The following is an 18,653-nucleotide window of genomic DNA, read 5'->3' as shown; positions in this document are numbered from 1 at the left end:
ATGCCGCTGTACGAAATTGAGAAGCGCAGGTGAACAGATAATTTGGCGTCAAAATATCTTGACCGAGGCTAAGTGACCGTGACGCACGGTGTCCAGATCGACTAGAGGCCAACTGGAGCGAAATCCAGCCACGGAAATACAGGTCTCAGCTCGACAGCTTCGACTGACCAGGCCGGACTGGACAGCCTGGACTGGACAGCCTGGACTGATGGTCTTACGGTGAGGGCATGGACCACATCTCCGAGTCCGCCGCCCGCGCCGCCCGCGACCTGCGCGTGGTGTTCAGCCGGTTGCGGCGCCGCATACGCGAGATCGCGCGGGACGAGGACGAGGGCGTCCTGACCCCGTCCCAGGAATCGGCGCTCACCCTGGTCGGCAAGCACGGCGCGGCCACGGCCAGCGCGCTGGCGTCCGCCGAGGGGGTACGGCCGCAGTCGATGGCCGCCACCCTCGCCGCGCTCGACCAGCACGGCCTCATCCGCCGCGCCCCGGACCCCGACGACGGCCGGCGCCAGCTGGTCACCCTCACCGAGGCCGGCCGGGCCCGGGTCGAGGGCAACCGGCAGGCGCGCGAGGAATGGCTGGCACGCGCCTTCCAGGACCGGTACACCGAGGAGGAACGGCGGACGATCCTCGACGCGCTCACCCTGATGGAACGGCTGTCGCGGTCGTGATACCGAGGCTCACCGGACGCCTCCCCCGGGGCACCCGCCCCTCCCCCGCCGGGTTCGACCGCCGGCTGATCGCCCCGATGGTCCTCGGTTCCGTCCTGAACCCGGTCAACTCCTCGATGATCGCCGTGGCGTTGGTGCCGATCGGTGCGGCCTTCGGGGCGACTCCGGCCGAGACCGTCTGGCTGGTGTCGGCGCTCTACCTGGCCACCGCCGTCGGCCAGCCGGTGATCGGACGGCTCGTCGACATGTACGGGCCGCGCCGCCTGTACCTCATCACCACGGCCCTGGTCGGCGCGGCCGGGCTGCTGGGCGCGCTCGCCCCCTGCCTGGGCGCGCTCATCGCGGCCCGGGTGCTGCTGGGGTTCGGGACCTCGGCGGCGTATCCGGCGGCCATGCGGCTGACCCGCGCCGAGGCCGAACGCACCGGCCGGGACAGCCCGGCGGGCGTGCTGGCCGTGCTCGCCGTGGCCGCCCAGACCGTGGTCGTGATCGGCCCCTCGCTCGGCGGTCTGCTGATCGGCACCGGCGGCTGGCGCGCCGTCTTCGCGGTCAACGTGCCGCTCTCCGTGGCCTGTCTGGTCCTCGGCGCGCTCCGGCTGCCCCGGGCGGAGCACCTGCCCGGCGCCGAGCGCGAGGAGACGGCCGGCCCGCGCGGCGTCGACCTGCCCGGCATGCTGCTGTTCGCCGTCACGCTGGTCTCACTGATGCTGTTCCTGATGGACCCACGCCCGGCCCACTGGTACCTGCCGGCGCTGTCCGCCGCGGCGGCCTTCTGCTTCGCGGCACGGGAGCTGCGGCTGCCGGACCCCTTCGTCGACCTGCGGGTGCTGGGCGGGAACATCCCGCTGCTCGCCACTTACCTGCGCCAGTTCCTCGGCTACGCCACCGCCTACTGCTTCCTGTACGGCTACACGCAGTGGCTGGAGGAGGGCCGCGGCCTGAGCGCCGCCACGGCGGGGCTCGCGCTGCTGCCGCTGTCGGTCGCCGCGCTCACCGCCTCCGCGCTGACCGGGCGGCGCGAGGCGGTGCGCACCAAGCTGGTGGTCGGCGCCCTGGCGCAGCTGGCCGGGTGCGTCGCCCTGCTCCTGGTCGACGCCGGCAGCCCGGTCTGGGTGCTGCTCGCCCTCGGCGCCGTCCTCGGCGTGCCGCAGGGGCTGATCGGCCTGGCCTCACAGAACGCCCTGTACCGGCAGGCCGATCCCGCGCGCATCGCCTCCGCGGCCGGACTGCTGCGCACCTTCACCTACCTCGGCGCGCTGGGCGCCTCCGCCGCCACCGCGGCGTTCTTCCCGCACCGCGCCGACACGGCCGGGCTGCACGGCCTGGCCCTCTTCATGCTCGCCGGATCGGTACTGCTGCTGGCGACGACCCTCCCCGACCGTTCCCTGAACCGGCTCACCCCCCGAGCCACCTCCTGAACCGGCTCGGTCCCGAGCCGTTCCGCACCCCACGCATCCTCCGAAAGGCCTGAACTCCCGATGTCTCTCACGACCCTCGACCCGCGCACCGCCCTCGTCGCGATCGACCTCCAGCGCGGCATCGTCGGCATGCCGACCCAGCCGTACGCCGCCTCGGACGTGGTGGCCCGCACGGCCGAACTCGCCGACGCCTTCCGGTCCCACGGACTGCCCGTGGTCCTGGTCCGGGTGTCCTTCGCCGCCGACTGGGCCGACGCCGTACCCGGCCGCACCGAGCGCACGGCCCGCGGCCTGTCCTTCCCCGAGGGCTGGGACGTCGTCGTCGACGAACTGTCCGGCCACCCCGGCGACATCCACGTCACCAAGCACAACTGGAACGCCTTCCACGGCACCGACCTCGACGTCCAGCTGCGCCGCCGCGGCGTCAGCCAGATCGTCCTGACCGGCATCGCCACCAGCATCGGCGTCGAGTCCACCGCCCGCGCCGCGTACGAGCACGGCTACCACGTCACCCTCGCCACCGACGCCATGGCCGACAGCGACCCCGAGGCGCACCGCGGCAGTGTCGAACGCGTCTTCCCGCGGCTCGGCGAGTCGGGCACCACGGCCGAGATCCTGGAGCTGCTGGCCAAGACCCGCGTCTGAGCCCCGCTCCGCCCCCGGCTCCCGCCGACCCGGCCCCCTGCGCCGAAGGGCCCTCCGCCCGCGCAAGGGGGCGGGTTAACATTCGGCCACGCGCACCGTGTCACTCAGACAACGGCAAGCTACCGAAGGGGGCTTGGAAGCCGGATGCCGGTCAAAGTCAGCGTTGTCGTCCCCGTGTACAACCCCGGGCCCTACATCGAGGACTGTGTCGCCTCGATGCTGCGGCAGTCGCTGCCTCCCGACGAGTTCGAAGTGATCTTCGTCGACGACGGCTCCACCGACGAGACCCCGGCCAGACTGGACGCGCTGGCCGCCGAGCACCCTCACATCCACGTCGTCCACCAGCCGAACTCCGGCTGGTCGGGCAAGCCGCGGAACGTGGGGATCGACGCGTCCGTGGGCGAGTTCGTGATGTTCGTCGACAACGACGACCATCTCGGCGACGAGGCCCTCGAACGGATGTACGAGTACGGCGTGGCGAACAAGGCCGACGTGATCGTCGGCAAGATGGCGGGGAAGGGCCGCCCGGTCCCGGTGGAGCTGTTCCGCCGCAACCATCCGCACGCCAGCGTCGAGAACGCGCCGCTGATCGACAGCCTCACCCCGCACAAGATGGTCCGGCGCGCCTTCCTGGACCGCACCGGTCTGCGCTTCCCGGAGGGCCGGCGCCGCCTGGAGGACCACGTCTTCGTCACCGAGGCGTATCTGCGCGCGGACAACGTCTCGGTGCTCGGCGACTACGTCTGCTACTACCACGTCAAGCGGGACGACGCCGCCAACGCGGGCTTCCAGCGCTTCGAGCCGGTCGGCTACTTCAAGAACCTGCGCGAGGCCCTGGACGTCGTCGAGCGGTACACCGAACCGGGCCCGCTGCGCGACCGGCTGCTGCGCCGCTGGCTGCGCGTGGAGATGGTCGAGCGGATGAGCGGGCGGCGCCTGCTCGCGATGCCCGACGACTACCGCCGTGAGCTGTTCCGGGAGATGCGCGCGGTGATCCTGGAGCGCTTCGGCCCCGGCGTCGCGCCCGCGCTCCGTCCCGGCCAGCGCATCGTGGCCTCGCTGATCAGGGACGACCGTTACGACGACCTCGTCGCCTATGCGCAGTGGGAGATCGGGGTCTCCCCCAAGGGCGCGCCGAGCGGCGTCGAGTGGCGGGACGGGGCGCTGCGCATCACGTTCACCACCGAGTACACGTCCGGCGGGCAGCCGCTGACGTTCCCGGCCGACGGGCCGAAGACCCCCGCGGACAGCGCGCCCCGGGACATCGACGAGGCGGCGGCCTGGCTGGGCGCGGACGCCGTCGACGGGTTCGAGCAGGCGACCGCCGACCTGGTCCTGCGCGACCGCGCCAGCTCCGCCTCGTTCTTCCAGCCGGTCGAGCTCACCCGCGAGCGGGTCCCGGCCGGCGACGGGCGCGTGCGCCTGGTGCTGCACGGCACGGCCACCGTGGATCCCGGCACCGCGGCCGGCGGCTCCCCGCCGGCCGGCGGGCTGTGGGACGCGTACCTGCGCGTCGGCCTCGGCGGCTGGCACAAGGAATGCCGCCTGGGCCCGGCCCCGGCGCACGGCCGGGCCACACCGCCCGCCGGCGTGGTCGCGGGCCGTGTGGTGCTGCCGTACTGGACCAAGAACCACCACAACTTCTCGCTGGACGTCGACCGCGCGGGCAAGGCCCTCGGCCTGGGCCGTGTCACACCCGAGGACGCGGCCGTCTCCGCCGACCACCGGCTGAGCCTCGCCCTGCCGCTCTACGTCCCGGACCGCACCGATGTCCTGGTGCGGCTGACCGACACCGCGTCGGGCAGGTCCCTGCGGCAGTCCGGGACGCTGACCCCGGCCGACGGGGCCGGCTCGCTGCTGGAGGTGGGCGTGGAGCGGCACGGTACGAAGGGGGGACGGCTGGAGGTGTGTCTCGCCCCGGAGGCCGATACCCCGCGCTTCGTGGCGCTGCCGCTCGTCCTGCGCGTGACCCGGACCGGTGGCGTCCGGGTGGACCGGCCCGCCCCGCCCGGTCTGCTCCGGAGGCTGGTGCGCAAGGTCCGGCGGATGCTGGGCGCGGCCCCGCACAGGGCCACGTCCCACGGCACGACTCGGGGGGCGTGACGCGGTGCGCGCACTGGAGATCAAGGGCGCCTGGGTCCTGGAGCCCACCGTGTTCCCGGACGATAGAGGCAGCTTCCACGAGTGGTACCGGGGCGCGGAGTTCCGGGAGGCCACCGGGTACGACCTGGGCCTGGCCCAGGCCAACTGCTCGGTGTCCCGGCGGGGCGTCGTGCGCGGCGTGCACTTCGCCGACGTGCCGCCGGGTCAGGCCAAGTACGTCTCGTGCGTGCGCGGGGCCGTGCTGGACGTGGTGGTGGACGTCCGCGTCGGGTCGCCCACGTTCGGCCGCTGGGAGGCCGTGCGGCTGGACGACGAGACGCACCGCGCCGTGTTCCTCGCGGAGGGGCTCGGCCACGCCTTCATGGCGCTCACCGACGACGCCACGGTCGTGTACCTGTGCTCGACCGGGTACGCGCCGGGCCGTGAGCACGGGGTGCACCCGCTCGATCCCGGCCTGGGCATCGTCTGGCCGGAGGGGATCGAGCCGGTGCTGTCCGGGAAGGACGCCGAGGCGCCCTCGCTGGCCGAGGCGGAGCGGTCCGGTCTGCTTCCCGCGTACCCGGACTGCTCCGCCCACTACGAGCGGCTGCGCGCCGGCCGGTGAGGCCGCCGGCCACTCGGGCCGGCGGCTCGGGTGCTCAGCGGCTCAGCGGCCGGAGTCGAGCGGCTCCAGCGCGCGGCGCAGGGGCTCCCAGCCGCGGGACCGCTTGGTGCCGCGGTTGCGGGCCGCGACCAGCGCCTTCCAGAAGCCGGCGGCGATCAGCGTCTCCGGCTGCACGGCCGTGGTCCGTTCCAGGACCGACTCGGGCACCTTCTGCGGGTCGGGGACCTCGAACTCGGCGATGATCTCGTCGTACTTGTCCTGGAGGACCGTGTTCGACGGGTCGGCGCCGAAGACCAGCAGCTGGCCGGTCGGCGCGGTGTCGACCAGGACCGTCACCAGGTCGGGGCGGTGGCGGCGGAGGATCTCGACGAGCTTGTAGACGTCGCCGGTCCAGGCGTTGGTGTGCCGGTCGCGGGCCGCCTCGTCCACGTTGCGCGGCAGCATGTCGTCGAAGACGATCACGCTGGCCCAGTCCGAGTGCTTCTCGATGTTGATGAAGTCGCGCAGCGCGAACTCGAACAGGTGCATGCCGTCGATGAACGACAGGTCCAGGGTGGTGCGCCGCCAGTAGCCGAACGGGCTGCGGTTGCGGGCCAGTTGGCGCAGTGGATGGCGGCCGCCCCTGAGGTGCGCGAGCGGGTTGTCCCGGGCGAAGAAGTCGTCGCTGGTCGCCTTCGCCAGGTGCACGTCGCAGCGGATCTCCGAGACCACCTTGAACGCGGGGTCGATCGCGATGCTGGGCACCCGGGACAGCGTCAGACTGCGGCCGTCGTTGACGCCGATCTCCAGGTAGTTGCGGTTCGCGGTGACCTTGTGGAGCTCCCGCAGGAACTCGTGCCGTTTCACTGAGACATCTCCTTGCGGATGTGGGGCAGTGCTTCGTGCAGGGCGGACCGCCAGTGCCTCGGCGGTGCCAGACCGATCTCCCGCCACCGGCCGTGCGCGAGGACGCTGTAGGCGGGGCGCGGCGCGGGCCGCGAAAAGGCGTCGCTGCTGGTGGGGCGTACCCGGGCCGGGTCCGCGCCGACCTGGCGGAACACCTCCTGGGCCAGCTCGTACCAGCTGGCCTCGCCGGAACTGGTGGCGTGGAAGACTCCGTGCGCGCCCTCGTCGCGGCCCATTCGGGCGCCGAGGTCCGCGATCCGGGCTGCGACGTCGGCGCTCCAGGTCGGCTGGCCGCGCTGGTCGTCGACGACGTCCAGGGTGTCCCGGCGGGCTTCGAGTTCGAGCATCGTACGGACGAAGCTGCGGCCGTGGGCGCCGTACAGCCAGGCCGTGCGTACGATCGCGCCCGCGCCCGGGAGTTCGTCCAGCACCGCCCGTTCGCCGGCGAGTTTGGTGCGGCCGTAGGCGGTGCGCGGGGCCGGGGGATGGTCCTCGGAGTAGGGAGTGATGGGGGTCCCCCCTGCTCGAGCGGAGCCGAGAGCTTGGGGGAGGGCTTCGCCGGAGAAGACGTAGTCGGTGGAGACGTGGACGAGTCGCGCGCCGTGTGCCGCGCAGGCGCGGGCGAGCAGGCGGGGGCCGTCGCCGTTGACGGGCAGCGCGCGGGCCTCGTCGGTCTCGGCGTCGTCGACGGCGGTGTACGCGGCGCAGTTGACGACCAGGTCGGGGCGGTGGTCCGCGAACGCCCGGCGTATCGCCTCGGGTTCGGTGATGTCCAGGTCGGCGCGGCCCAGGGCCGTGACCTCCGCACCACGCCGCAGCAGCTCCTCGACGGTGTCCCGGCCGAGCATCCCGGCCGCGCCGGTGACCAGCCACCTCATCGCGCACCGGACCCGGAACGCCGCTTGAGCGGCTCCCACCAGGCGCGGTTGTCCCGGTACCAGGCGACGGTCTCGGCCAGCCCGGTGGCGAAGTCGCGGCGCGGGCGGTAGCCCAGTTCGTCGCGGATCTTGCTCCAGTCGACGGAGTAGCGCAGGTCGTGGCCCTTGCGGTCGGTGACGTACTCGACCCGGTCCCAGTCCGCGCCGCACGCGTCGAGGAGCAGTCCGGTCAGCTCCTTGTTGCTCAGTTCGGTGCCGCCGCCGATGTTGTACACCTCGCCGGGGCGGCCCTGCGTGCGGACGAGTTCCACACCGTGGCAGTGGTCGTCGACGTGCAGCCAGTCGCGGACGTTGCGCCCGTCGCCGTACAGCGGCACCGGCGCGCAGTCGAGCAGGTTGGTGACGAACAGCGGGACGACCTTCTCGGGGAACTGGTGCGGGCCGTAGTTGTTGGAGCAGCGGGTGACGCGGACGTCCAGGCCATGGGTGCGGTGGTAGGCCAGGGCGAGCAGGTCGGAGGAGGCCTTGGACGCGGAGTACGGGGAGTTGGGGGACAGCGGGTGGGTCTCGGGCCAGGAGCCGGACTCGATGGAGCCGTAGACCTCGTCGGTGGAGATGTGCACGAACGGGCCGACGCCGTAGCGCAGGGCCGCGTCCAGCAGGGTCTGGGTGCCCACTACATTGGTGAGCACGAACTCGCTCGCCCCGTCGATCGAGCGGTCCACATGGGACTCGGCGGCGAAGTGCACGACCTGGTCGGCCTCGGCCATCAGCTTGTCGACCAGGGCGGCGTCACGGATGTCGCCGCGCACGAACCGGAGTCGGGGGTGGTCGACGGGCAGGTTGTCGAGGGTGCCGGCGTAGGTGAGCTTGTCGAGCACCGTGATCCGGGGCGCGTCCGGGGCGTCGTCGGCGAGCAGCGTGCGGACGTACGTGGAGCCGATGAACCCGGCGGCGCCGGTGACGAGGAGATTCATGAACGGATCTGCACCTTGCTGTGGTCTCCGAGAACGAGGCGGTGGGCACTGGGCACGCCGGCCGCCGGGGTCACCTCCACGTGCCGGCCGATCAGCGAGGACTCGATCCGGCCCACCCCGTCGATGGAGGAGTCCCGCAGCACGATGGAGAACTCCAGCTCGCTGTCCGAGATCCGGCAGTTCTCCGCGACCGAGGTGTAGGGGCCGACGTAGGAGTCGCTGATCACGGTCCCCGATCCGATGGCGACGGGGCCGACGATCCGCGAGTTCACGATCCGCGCGCCCTCCTCGACGACGATCCGGCCGACGGTCTCGGACCGGTCGTCCACCTCGCCGTCGATGCGCCGCTCCATGTTCTCCAGGACGGTCCGGTTGACCTCCAGCATGTCGCCGACGTTGCCGGTGTCCTTCCAGTAGCCCTCGATGACCGTGGAGCGCACGTCGGCCCGGGTGTCGATGAGGTGCTGGAGGGCGTGGGTGATCTCCAACTCGCCGCGCCAGGACGGCCTGATGGCGCGTACGGCCTCGTGGATCACGGGGGTGAAGAGGTAGACGCCGACCAGGGCGAGGTCGCTCTTGGGGTGCTCCGGCTTCTCCTCCAGGCCGATCACCTGCCCGGCAGGGTCGAGTTCGGCGACGCCGAAGGAGCGGGGGTCGGGGACGTGGGTGAGCAGGATCTGGGCGTCGGGGCGGCTGACGCGGAACGCGTCGACGAGGGAGTTGATCCCGCCGACGACGAAGTTGTCGCCGAGATACATCACGAAGTCGTCGTCCGCGAGGAAGTCCCGTGCGATCAGCACCGCGTGGGCGAGGCCGAGCGGCCGCTCCTGGGGTATGTAGGTGACCTCCAGGCCGAACTTCGAACCGTCCCCGACCGCCTCCTCGATCTCGGCGGCGGTCTCCCCGACGACCATCCCGACCTCGGTGATCCCCGCCGCGGCGATGGCTTCCAGCCCGTAGAAGAGCACCGGTTTGTTGGCCACCGGGACGAGCTGTTTCGCCGACGTGTGGGTGATCGGCCGCAGCCGGGTACCGGCACCGCCGGAGAGCACCAGAGCCTTCATCTGCCACACCCTAGTGGGGATGGTCCGGATCGGACCTCTGTTTGGCTGTCCGGATTCTTACGACAGTACGTCTTCGGTTCGTCGAGCGCCTTGCCGACCGGTGTCGCGGACCGGCGTCGCGGACCGGCGTCGCGGACCGGGCGGGGTGCGGGCGTGGCGCGGGCGGGTCGCCGTGGCGCCGGAGTACCGTCACCGGCGATGACGGAACATACGGAACTGTCGGAAATTTCGGAATCCGAGGAGATCGCCGAGCGGTACGCCGCCACCGCGCCCCGGCCCGGCCGGACGCTGCTGCGCTGGGCCTCGACGACCGACCACAAGGTGATCGGCCGCCTCTACATGGTCACCGCGTTCTGCTTCTTCCTGCTGGCCGGGCTGCTGGCCCTCGCGATGCGCGCCGAACTGGCCCGCCCGGGGCTGCAGCTCCTGAACGAGCAGGGCTACGACCAGTTCTTCACGATCCACGGCACGATCATGATGCTGCTGTTCGCGACCCCGATGTTCGCCGGCTTCGCGAACGCCGTCATGCCGCTGCAGATCGGCTCCCCGGACGTGGCCTTCCCCCGGCTGAACGCCCTGTCGTACTGGATGTACCTGTTCGGCGGGCTGATGGTGGTCTCGGGGTTCCTGGTGCCGGGCGGCGCGGCCGCCTTCGGCTGGTTCGCGTACGCGCCGCTGAACAGCGCCTACTTCTCCCCCGGCGCGGGCGGTGACCTGTGGGTGATGGGGCTGGTGGTGACAGGTGTGTCGACGACGCTGGGGGCCGTCAACTTCATCGCCACGATCATGTGCCTGCGCGCGCCGGGCCTGACCATGTTCCGGATGCCGATCTTCACCTGGAACGTGCTGTTCACCTCGATCCTGGTACTGCCCGCGTTCCCGGTGTTCACCGCGGCGCTGCTGGCGCTGGAGTCGGACCGCAAGTTCGGCTCGCACGTCTTCGACGCGGCGAACGGCGGGGCGCTGCTGTGGCAGCACCTGTTCTGGTTCTTCGGGCATCCGGAGGTCTACATCGTGGCGCTGCCGTTCTTCGGCATCGTCTCCGAGATCCTGCCGGTGTTCTCCCGCAAGCCGCTGTTCGGCTATCTGCCGATGATCGGTGCCACGATCGCGATCACCATGCTGTCTGCGGTGGTGTGGGCCCACCACATGTTCGCGACCGGAGCGGTGCTGCTGCCGTTCTTCTCGATCATGTCGTTCCTGATCGCCGTGCCCACCGGGATCAAGTTCTTCGCGTGGATCGGGACGATGTGGCACGGCTCGATCTCGTTCGAGACGCCGATGCTGTGGTCGCTCGGCTTCCTGGTGACGTTCCTGCTCGGCGGGCTCAGCGGGGTGATGATCGCCTCGCCGCCGCTCGACTTCCACCTCACCGACTCGTACTTCATCGTGGCGCACCTGCACTACGTGCTGTTCGGCACGGTGGTGTTCGCGATGTTCGCCGGCTTCTACTTCTGGTGGCCCAAGTTCACCGGGAAGATGCTCGACGAGCGGCTGGGTGTCCTGCACTTCTGGCTGCTGTTCCCCGCCTTCCAGCTCACGTTCTTCGTCCAGCACTGGCTCGGCGAGGAGGGCATGCCGCGCCGGTACGCGGACTACCTGCCGGCCGACGGGTTCACCCTGCTCAACACCCTCTCGTCGGTGGGGGCGTTCCTGCTCGGCGTGTCCACCCTGCCGTTCCTCTACAACGTCTGGCACACGAGCCGGCACGGCGAACGGGTCGGGATCGACGACCCGTGGGGCTACGGGCGCGGCCTGGAGTGGGCGACGTCCTGCCCGCCGCCCCGCCACAACTTCGTCGCCCTGCCCCGGGTGCGGTCGGAATCGCCCGCGTTCGACCTGCACCACCCCGACGTCGTCCGGCGGGCCGAGGCGGAGGAACTGCGGTGAAGGTCGAGGCCATGCTGTTCGGCGGTGTCGGGCTGTTCTTCGCGGGCGCCGCGGTCCTCTACGGGGTGTGGTCGCGCGATCCGACCGGGACGGCCGCGCTGATCGTCGCCTTCGGGATGGCCGCCGTCATCTCGTTCTTCTGCACGATGCAGTACGTGCGCAAGGGGCGCCGACCGCAGGACCTCGCGGGGGCCGAAGTGGCCGACGGCGCGGGGCCGTTGGAGTTCTTCCCGCCGGAGAGCGGCTGGCCGCTGGTCACCGCGCTCGGCTTCGCGGTCACCGCGACCGGGGTGGTGTTCGGTCTGTGGCTGTTCCTCATCGGTCTCGGCGTGCTGGCGCGCGGCGTCCTCGGGCTGGTCTTCCAGTACGCGGACCGCTGATCGGCCGGCGGGGCGCGCCGGGCCGGAACGTCTCGGGCGGGTGGTGGTCGGTGTCGTAGCCGCCCGTCAGGCTCTGCCGTACCTCCCCGGTCGGTACCCCCGTCACCAGGCGCTCCCGCTCCTTCTCCACCAGGGCCAGGCAGAGCCAGCGGGTGACCAGGAAGGCGAGGACCGGCCCCAGCACGAGACCGACGCGCAGCACCCAGGTCAGGGTGTTGACCGAGATCCGGAAGGTCTGGGCGATGACGTCGTTGGCGCCCGCGATCAGCAGGACGGCGTAGAACACGGTGCCGGCGACGCCGAGGCCGGTGCGCACCGGGCGCTCGCGGGGCCGGTCGCACAGGTGCCGCTCCCGGATCCACTCCCCCGTCAGACGCTGCTCCACGAACGGGTACGCGTACAGGACGGTGAACAGCAGTCCGGGCAGGACGACGGCCGGGAGCAGGACGTTCCACATGATCGTGTGGCCGGCGACGTTCGTCTCCCAGGGCGGTACGAGCCGCAGGGCGCCCTCCAGGAAGCCGACGTACCAGTCGGGCTGGGAGCCGGTGGACACATGGTCGGGGCGGTAGGGGCCGTAGACCCACACGGGGTTGATCTGGGCGACGGCGGACATCAGGAACAGCACGCCGAAGACGGTGAACTGCAGTCCGAGGGAGCCGGCGGTGAACTGCGGGAAGAGCGGTCGGCCGACGGCGTTGCGGTTGGTGCGGCCCGGCCCGCGCCAGTGGGTGTGCTTGAGGTGGAACACCAGGATCAGATGGACCGTCACCAGGGCGATCAGCGCACCCGGCAGCAGCAGGATGTGCAGGCTGTACAGCCGGGTGATGAAGTCGTGGCCGGGGAACTGGCCGCCGAAGGCGAACATCGCCACGTACGTCCCCACCACCGGGATCGACTGCATGATGCCCTCGGCGATCCTGAGGCCCGTGCCGGAGAGCAGGTCGTCGGGGAGCGAGTAGCCGGCGAAGCCCTCGGCGAGGGCGAGCACGAACAGGGTGAGGCCGACGGCCCAGTTCACCTCGCGGGGTCTGCGGAAGGCGCCGGTGAAGAAGATCCGGAGCATGTGCAGGCCGATCGCGGCGACGAAGACGAGCGCGGCCCAGTGGTGGGCCTGGCGCACCAGCAGGCCGCCGCGGACGTCGAAGCTGATGCGCAGGGTGGAGTCGAAGGCGGTGGACATGCGGACGCCGCGCAGCGGTTCGTAGGAGCCGTCGTAGACGACCTCGCGCATCTCGGGCTGGAAGAACAGGGTCAGCCACACCCCGGTCAGCACCAGCAGGATCAGGCTGTACAGCGCCAGCTCGCCCAGCAGGAACGACCAGTGGTCGGGGAACGCCTTGCGCAGCAGACCCCCGCCGTCCATGACCGGCAGCCGGGCGTCGAGGGCGTCGGCGAGCCGCTCGCCGCGCCGACCGGGGCCGCGGTCGGGCTGACTCACGTGTCCTCAGTGGCCGCCGCGGCCTTCTCCACCTCCGCCTCCAGCTCGGGCCGTGCCCGGCCCGTGTCCCTCGCGTACGCGCTCATCGCGGTCTGTACGTCACGGGCCAGTTCGCGCCAGGCGCGCAGGGCCGTCTCGTAGGTCTCCTTCTGGGCGCCGGTCAGCTGCGCCTCGGCCGGCGGACCGTAGGCGTCCCGCAGTTCCAGGACCTGCGCGTGGGCCGCATCGGCCGCGCGCTGCTTCGCGACGAGTTCTTCGAAGGTGAATGACACGGCAAGGACCCTAGGCGGGGCGCACGCCGCAACCGCTCGCGACCTGCCGTGCGCGGTCCGTACCCACACCCGTGTGGCGGGTCATTCCGCCAGCGCGAGATCCGCCCACACCTGCTTGCCGCCGCTGACCGGCAGCGTCCCCCACGCGGTCGACATGGCCTCGACCAGGAGGATGCCGCGGCCGCCGGTGGCCTCCCAGCCGATGCTGGTGGGCTTGACCGGGGAGCGGGGCGAGGCGTCGGTGACGGCGACCCGGAAGCGGTGGTTGACCAGGGTGAGGTCCATGCGGACCTGGCCGTCGGTGTGCACCAGGGCGTTGGTGACCAGCTCGGAGACGACGAGGAGCACGGCGTCCATCTCCTCGGGAGCCACCTCCCAGGCGCGCAGCGTGCGCCGGGTGAAGCGGCGGGCGTGCCGGACGGCCTCGGGCACCCGCCACACCGTCCAGCTCTCCCGCAGCGGCCGCGACTCCATGCCGTCGTAGCGCATCAGGAGCAGCGCGACGTCATCGCTGCGGTGGGCGTTGCCGAGCAGGGCGTCGGCGACCAGACCGAGGTGGGCGGGGTCGGCTTGGGCGAGGCCGTGGGCGAGCCGGTCCATGCCCTCGTCGATGTCGGCCTCGGCGGACTCCACCAGGCCGTCCGTGGTCAGCGCGAGGAGCGTGCCGGGCTGGAGCCGCAGCTGGGTCATCGGGAAGTCGGCCTGGGTGACCACGCCGAGCGGCGGTCCGCCCTCCGCCTCCACGACCGTGGTGCTGCCGTCCGTGTGCCGCAGGATCGGCGGCAGGTGTCCGGCGCGCACGCACCAGGCGGTGCCCTCCTCCATGTCGACGTCGACGTAGCAGCAGGTGGCGAAGAGGTCGCTCTCCATGTCCATGAGGAGCCGGTTGGCGTGCGAGACGACCACGTCCGGCGTGTGTCCCTCGGCGGCGTAGGCGCGCAGCGCGGTGCGCATCTGGCCCATCAGGGTGGCGGCGGCCGCGCTGTGGCCCTGGACGTCGCCGATGACCAGGGCGACGCGGTTCTCGGGCAGCGGGATGACGTCGTACCAGTCGCCGCCCAGCTCCAGGCCGGCGGTGGTGGGCAGATAGCGGGCGACGGCGACCGCGCCGGGCAGTTTGGGCAGGCGGCGCGGCAGCAGGGCGCGCTGGAGCATGCCGACGAGTTCGTGCTCGGCGTCGAAGGCGTGGGCGCGCATCAGGGCCTGGCCGGCGAGGCCGGCGGAGGCGGTGAGCAGGGCGCGTTCGTCGGCGCCGAACTCGTGCGGGCTGTCCCAGCCGATCAGGCAGGCGCCGGCCATGCGGCCGCCGGCGGGCAGCGGCAGGACGGCGAGACCGCCGGGGCCGACGTCGGCGAGCGCCGGCTCCAGGGGCGTGCCGGCGGGCCAGATCTGGGCGCGGCCCTCGCGCAGGGCCGAGGCGAGGGTGGGCATGGCGCGGACGGGCGCGTCGGGCCACTCGCTGCGCCACTCGCTGCGCCACAGTTCCGGCCAGACCTCGGGCTCGGGCGGGTCGAGGACGGTGACCACGAGGCGGTCGTTCTCCAGTTCCGCGAGCGCGATGCGGTCGGCCTGCAGCGGCTTGCGCAGGGCGCTGACGACGGCCTGGCCGACGTCCTTGACGGTGCCCGCGGTGGCCAGGGCGGCGGCCAGCCGCTGGACGCGGGCCACGTCGGTGACGTCGGAGCGCAGCGTGGAGGCGTCCGCCACGGTGCCGACGAGGAGCGCCGACCGGCCCTCGCCGCCGGGCACCATCCGTCCGCTCAGCCGCAGCCACTTCGGCGGTCCGGAGGGCTGCACGACACGGAATTCCAGCTCACGGTCGCCGATGGACACACGGTCGCCGATCGACATGTGGTCGGACTCGACGACGGACATCAGCGCGGGCAGGTCCTCGGGCACCGTCATGCCGAGCAGCGTCTCGACCCGGCCGTCGAACTCGTCCCGGCCGATCCCGAACAGCTCCAGGACCGCGTCGCCGACCTCGACCCGGCCGGTCTCCATGACCAGGCTGAAGGCGTCGGGCGGGAGCTCGCCGGTGGCGGCCCGGGACGGGACGGGCAGGGCGACGGCGTTCGCGATCAGGGCGAGACAGCGGCGGTCCTCCGCGTCGAAGCCGTCGGGGTTCTCGCTCACGGCGAGCAGGCAGCCCCCACCGCTGTCCGGGCACACCGGCAGGGCGGCCAGCTGGAAGTGCCGCACGGTTCTGCCCGCCTCCGAAGCGGCGGCCGGTCCCTCCGGGTCGAGCCACACCGGCCGCCGGGCACGGTGGGCCTCGGCGAGCGGGGACTGTCCCGCGACGGGATAGCCGTCGCGCAGCCCGTACAGCGTGCGCGGCAGCCCCGCCGATTCGGCCAGGCAGAGCACAGCGCCGTCGTCGCCCGGGAGGTAGACGCCGGCGAAGGCCGCCCCGGCCAGAACCAGTGCCTGCTCGATGACGCGGTGCAGCCGATCGGGCGCACGGGGGTCGGCCATGACCGTTTCCAGGGCGACCTCGGCACGCTCCCTCCTCGTTCCGCGTACCGCAGCGCCCTCTCTCACCACGTCCGCCATTACAGCGCTAATGAGCTGCTTGCGCAGCCCCTGTGACCGTTCCGTGGAGCTCTCGCGGCCACAACGCTCGAAAGGCGCCGAACAATTCTTTACTCATGCGTTCCGCACGGGGATCTCGTGACAGGCGTGACTGTCCGCGACCGCCGGCCCCCTGGAATGGTCGTTGGCGGGCCACGGAGGGGGAGGCGCATGGAGAAGCGGTACGAGGTGTACGCGCTGGCCGACGGACACTTCTACGACACGCCCGACCGGCTCTCGGCGGGCGGGCCGGATGCCGCGCCCCTGTTCGACACGGCGCGGCGTCCGGTGCCGGAGGGCTGGCACTCGGGGCGTACGGCCGACTGGCTGACGCTGACCCCGCTCGGCGAGGACGGCGCACCGCTGCCCTCGCCGGCCCAGGGCTGGAAGATCCACGCCTCGGCCGTCCGGGCGAACGCGGACCGGATCGCGGCGACCGTGTGGGACTACTGCGTGCCGCGGCGCATCCCGTTCAAGTTCGTGCCCGCACCGCATCTGCTGCACCTGCGCAACGCCAAGTACGCGCGGCGCGACACGAGCGGCAAGTTCGTCACCGTCTACCCGGCCGACGAGGAGCAACTGCACCAGGTGCTACTGGAATTGGGCGCGCTCCTGGAGGGCTTCGAGGGGCCGTACGTCCTGACCGACCTGCGCTGGCACGACGGCCCGCTCTACGTCCGCTACGGCGCCTTCGCCCGTGCCTACGTGGTCGACGAGCGCGGCTCGCTGGTGCCGGCGGTGCGCGACGGCTCGGGCACGCTCGTGCCGGACCGGCGGGCGCCGTCCTTCCAGGTCCCGGAGTGGGTGTCGCTGCCGTCGTTCCTCCGGCCGCACCTCGCGGCCCGCAACACCACGACGGTGGGCGACCTGCCGTACCGCATCGAGAAGGCGCTGCACTTCTCCAACGGCGGCGGGGTCTACCAGGGCACCGACACCCGTGACGGGCGCCGGGTGGTCCTCAAGGAGGCGCGGCCGCACGCGGGGCTGGCCGCCGACGGCGCGGACGCGGTGGCGCGGCTGGAGCGCGAGAAGGAGGCCCTGGAGCGGGTCGCCGGGACCGGTGTCGTGCCCGAGGTACGGGGCTGGTTCACGCTGGGCGAGCACCGCTTCCTGGTCATGGACTTCCTGGAAGGGCGCCCGCTCAACTCCTGCTTCGCCGAGCGCCACCCGCTGCTGACTCCGGACCCTGATCCGCGGGCCGTCGCCGACTACACGGCGTGGGCACTGCGCATCCACCGGGCCGTCGAACAGGCGGTCGAGGCGGTGCACGCGCGCGGGACGGTCTTCAACGACCTGCACGTCTTCAACATCATGGTCGCGCCCGACGACGAGTCGGTCTTCCTCATCGACTTCGAGGCGGCGGCCCCCGCCGAGGACAACGGCCGCCAGGTCGTCGCCCACCCCGGCTTCTTCGCGCCGCCGGACCGCCGGGGCGCGGACGTCGACCGCTACGCCCTGGCCTGTCTGCGGCTGGCCCTGTTCCTGCCCGTCACCACGCTCTTCGTGGTCGACCGCGGCAAGGCCGCCCATCTGGCGGACGTCATCGCCGAGCAGTTCCCGGACGTACCGCGCGCCTTCCTGGACGAGGCGGTCGCGGAGATCACCCGGAGCACCCCGGACGCGGCGGGGGCCGGGAACGGCGCGCCCCTGCCGCGTCCGGCCCCCGCCGTCCAGCCGGTGCCGCCCGGCGACTGGCCGCACAGCCGGGACTCGATGGTCAAGGCGATCCTCGCCTCGGCGACCCCGGAGCGCGACGACCGGCTCTTCCCCGGTGACATCGCGCAGTTCTCCGACGGCGGCGGACTCGGGCTCGCGCACGGCGCGGCCGGGGTGCTCTACGCGCTCGCGGAGGCCGGCGCCGGACGGTACGAGGAGGGCGAGCGCTGGCTCCTCGACCGCGCCGCCGCGCCGCCGCCCGGCACACCGCTCGGTCTGTACGACGGCCTCGCGGGCGTCGCCCACGTCCTGGACCGGCTCGGGCACCGGCAGCCGGCCCTGGACCTGGTCGACGGCATCCTGCGCGAGCGGTGGCGGAACCTGTCCTCCGACCTGCACGGCGGCCTGGCCGGCTTGGGCCTGGTCCTCGCCTCGCTGGCCCGCACGACCGGCGAGCCGGAGCTGCGCGAGCGGGCCGCCGAGGCCGCCGACATCCTCGTACGGCGCCTGACCGAGCCCCTGCCCGAGGCGCCCCGACGGCGGGCCGGGCTGATGCGCGGCGCTACCGGGCCCGCGCTGTTCCTGGTGCGGCAGTACGAGGAGACCGGTGAGCCCCGCCTGCTGGCGGCCACGGCCGAGGCGCTCCGGCGCGACCTGGAGCGCTGTGTGGTGCAGCGGTCGGGCGGCGGCCTGGAGGTGGACGAGGGCTGGCGGACCCTGCCGTACCTCGGCGACGGGAGCGTCGGGCTCGGCCTGGTCCTCGACGACTACCTCGCGCACGCGGCGGGCACGACCGACGCGGCCGGCACGGGCGACGCCGACGACACCACCGGCGAGTTCGAGCGGGCCCGCTCCGGGATCCTGATCGCCGCCACGTCACGCTTCTACGCGCAGCCCGGGCTGTTCCAGGGCCGCGCCGGAATGGTCCTGCACCTGAGCCGCACGACCGCGCCCGGCGCCGGCCGGGCCCGGCTCGACGAACAGATCGCGGGGCTCGGCTGGCTCGCCATGGCCTACCAGGGCCAACTGGCCTTCCCCGGGCACCAGATGATGCGCCTCTCCATGGACCTCGCCACCGGAACGGCAGGGTGTCTGCTCGCGCTCGCGGCGGCCCTCGACGGTGCCGGCACCGCGCACCTGCCGTTCCTGCCGCCCCACCGGCGGCCCTCACCACGCGGCTCCGCAACCTGACGGAGTC

15 protein-coding genes are annotated in these 18,653 nt (G+C 72.3%); 8 read left to right on the top strand and 7 right to left on the bottom strand.

The genetic code is table 11. The annotated features are described in order from the left end of the window. Window positions 1-227: 227 nt before the first annotated feature. The 5 genes from ACWGKT_RS01540 (at window position 228) to rfbC (ending at window position 5,444) form a co-directional block, all read left to right on the top strand. Window positions 228-674, top strand: coding sequence for a MarR family winged helix-turn-helix transcriptional regulator (locus ACWGKT_RS01540; protein WP_356147877.1), 447 nt, complete (start codon window positions 228-230; stop codon window positions 672-674). Further along, entirely contained in the window at window positions 671-2,092 is a 1,422-nt protein-coding gene (locus ACWGKT_RS01535; protein ID WP_453271995.1) for an MFS transporter, read from the top strand. The genes ACWGKT_RS01540 and ACWGKT_RS01535 overlap by 4 nt, the downstream gene beginning before the upstream one ends. A gap of 60 nt (window positions 2,093-2,152) precedes the next feature. Further along, the gene (locus ACWGKT_RS01530; RefSeq protein WP_235453076.1) at window positions 2,153-2,737 is read left to right on the top strand and encodes a hydrolase; all 585 of its coding nucleotides are present in this window, start codon (window positions 2,153-2,155) and stop codon (window positions 2,735-2,737) included. A 144-nt stretch (window positions 2,738-2,881) separates the two neighbouring features. Continuing rightward, window positions 2,882-4,840: a glycosyltransferase family 2 protein gene (locus ACWGKT_RS01525; RefSeq protein WP_453271994.1), complete on the top strand. Its 1,959-nt coding sequence runs from the start codon at window positions 2,882-2,884 to the stop codon at window positions 4,838-4,840. A gap of 4 nt (window positions 4,841-4,844) precedes the next feature. Then, complete coding sequence (gene rfbC / locus ACWGKT_RS01520; protein WP_453271993.1) at window positions 4,845-5,444, top strand: dTDP-4-dehydrorhamnose 3,5-epimerase; 600 nt, start codon at window positions 4,845-4,847, stop codon at window positions 5,442-5,444. Window positions 5,445-5,486: 42 nt separating this feature from the next. Here the strand turns inward: rfbC and ACWGKT_RS01515 are convergent, their stop codons facing one another. From ACWGKT_RS01515 to ACWGKT_RS01500, 4 genes are read right to left on the bottom strand one after another with little or no spacing between them, the layout of a single operon-like run. Next, on the bottom strand, window positions 5,487-6,290 hold the full coding sequence (locus ACWGKT_RS01515; protein ID WP_356147886.1) for a class I SAM-dependent methyltransferase: 804 nt from the start codon (window positions 6,288-6,290) through the stop codon (window positions 5,487-5,489). Continuing rightward, window positions 6,287-7,207, bottom strand: a complete 921-nt coding sequence (gene rfbD, locus ACWGKT_RS01510) for a dTDP-4-dehydrorhamnose reductase (protein WP_453271992.1) — start codon at window positions 7,205-7,207, stop codon at window positions 6,287-6,289. The genes ACWGKT_RS01515 and rfbD overlap by 4 nt, the downstream gene beginning before the upstream one ends. Further along, window positions 7,204-8,184 carry a dTDP-glucose 4,6-dehydratase gene (gene rfbB / locus ACWGKT_RS01505; protein WP_453271991.1) on the bottom strand — a complete coding sequence of 327 codons (981 nt, stop codon included), beginning with the start codon at window positions 8,182-8,184 and terminating at the stop codon, window positions 7,204-7,206. Before rfbB ends, rfbD begins: the two co-directional genes overlap by 4 nt. Then, on the bottom strand, window positions 8,181-9,248 hold the full coding sequence (locus tag ACWGKT_RS01500; RefSeq protein WP_453271990.1) for a glucose-1-phosphate thymidylyltransferase: 1,068 nt from the start codon (window positions 9,246-9,248) through the stop codon (window positions 8,181-8,183). Before ACWGKT_RS01500 ends, rfbB begins: the two co-directional genes overlap by 4 nt. A 198-nt stretch (window positions 9,249-9,446) precedes the next feature. Between ACWGKT_RS01500 and ctaD the strand changes: the two genes are divergently transcribed. Continuing rightward, a complete protein-coding gene (gene ctaD, locus ACWGKT_RS01495) occupies window positions 9,447-11,138 on the top strand; it encodes an aa3-type cytochrome oxidase subunit I (RefSeq protein WP_453271989.1) in 1,692 nt (563 codons plus the stop codon). Further along, window positions 11,135-11,518 carry an aa3-type cytochrome oxidase subunit IV gene (gene ctaF / locus ACWGKT_RS01490; RefSeq protein WP_453271988.1) on the top strand — a complete coding sequence of 128 codons (384 nt, stop codon included), beginning with the start codon at window positions 11,135-11,137 and terminating at the stop codon, window positions 11,516-11,518. Before ctaD ends, ctaF begins: the two co-directional genes overlap by 4 nt. Here the strand turns inward: ctaF and qcrB are convergent. The 3 genes from qcrB to ACWGKT_RS01475 all read right to left on the bottom strand — a co-directional run bounded on the left by qcrB (window position 11,454) and on the right by ACWGKT_RS01475 (window position 15,781). Continuing rightward, window positions 11,454-12,884 (bottom strand): cytochrome bc1 complex cytochrome b subunit, encoded by a 1,431-nt coding sequence (gene qcrB, locus ACWGKT_RS01485; RefSeq protein ID WP_453272092.1) that lies wholly within the window; start codon window positions 12,882-12,884, stop codon window positions 11,454-11,456. The two genes, ctaF and qcrB, sit on opposite strands and share 65 nt — an antisense overlap. Before the next feature lie 71 nt (window positions 12,885-12,955). Next, entirely contained in the window at window positions 12,956-13,231 is a 276-nt protein-coding gene (locus tag ACWGKT_RS01480; protein WP_356147900.1) for a hypothetical protein, read from the bottom strand. Between the two features lie 81 nt (window positions 13,232-13,312). Continuing rightward, window positions 13,313-15,781, bottom strand: coding sequence for a SpoIIE family protein phosphatase (locus ACWGKT_RS01475; protein WP_453271987.1), 2,469 nt, complete (start codon window positions 15,779-15,781; stop codon window positions 13,313-13,315). A gap of 189 nt (window positions 15,782-15,970) precedes the next feature. On the opposite strand from ACWGKT_RS01475, the gene lanKC reads away from it, so the two are divergent. Then, window positions 15,971-18,646 carry a class III lanthionine synthetase LanKC gene (gene lanKC / locus ACWGKT_RS01470; protein WP_453271986.1) on the top strand — a complete coding sequence of 892 codons (2,676 nt, stop codon included), beginning with the start codon at window positions 15,971-15,973 and terminating at the stop codon, window positions 18,644-18,646. Window positions 18,647-18,653: the final 7 nt, after the last annotated feature.

The organism is Streptomyces sp. NPDC054794, assembly GCF_053611585.1.
Note: the sequence above shows the minus strand (reverse complement) of the source record. Positions and strands in the feature narration are given on the sequence as shown.

Bases quoted from the DNA above. Each gene is read 5' to 3' on its own strand.
- ACWGKT_RS01540 (WP_356147877.1), top strand. From the start codon at position 228: ATGGACCACATCTCCGAGTCCGCCGCCCGCGCCGCCCGCGACCTGCGC.
- ACWGKT_RS01530 (WP_235453076.1), top strand. From the start codon at position 2,153: ATGTCTCTCACGACCCTCGACCCGCGCACCGCCCTCGTCGCGATCGAC.
- ACWGKT_RS01525 (WP_453271994.1), top strand. From the start codon at position 2,882: ATGCCGGTCAAAGTCAGCGTTGTCGTCCCCGTGTACAACCCCGGGCCC.
- rfbD (WP_453271992.1), bottom strand. From the start codon at position 7,207: ATGAGGTGGCTGGTCACCGGCGCGGCCGGGATGCTCGGCCGGGACACC.
- rfbB (WP_453271991.1), bottom strand. From the start codon at position 8,184: ATGAATCTCCTCGTCACCGGCGCCGCCGGGTTCATCGGCTCCACGTAC.
- ACWGKT_RS01500 (WP_453271990.1), bottom strand. From the start codon at position 9,248: ATGAAGGCTCTGGTGCTCTCCGGCGGTGCCGGTACCCGGCTGCGGCCG.
- ctaD (WP_453271989.1), top strand. From the start codon at position 9,447: ATGACGGAACATACGGAACTGTCGGAAATTTCGGAATCCGAGGAGATC.
- qcrB (WP_453272092.1), bottom strand. From the start codon at position 12,884: ATGGACGGCGGGGGTCTGCTGCGCAAGGCGTTCCCCGACCACTGGTCG.
- ACWGKT_RS01475 (WP_453271987.1), bottom strand. From the start codon at position 15,781: ATGGCGGACGTGGTGAGAGAGGGCGCTGCGGTACGCGGAACGAGGAGG.
- lanKC (WP_453271986.1), top strand. From the start codon at position 15,971: ATGGAGAAGCGGTACGAGGTGTACGCGCTGGCCGACGGACACTTCTAC.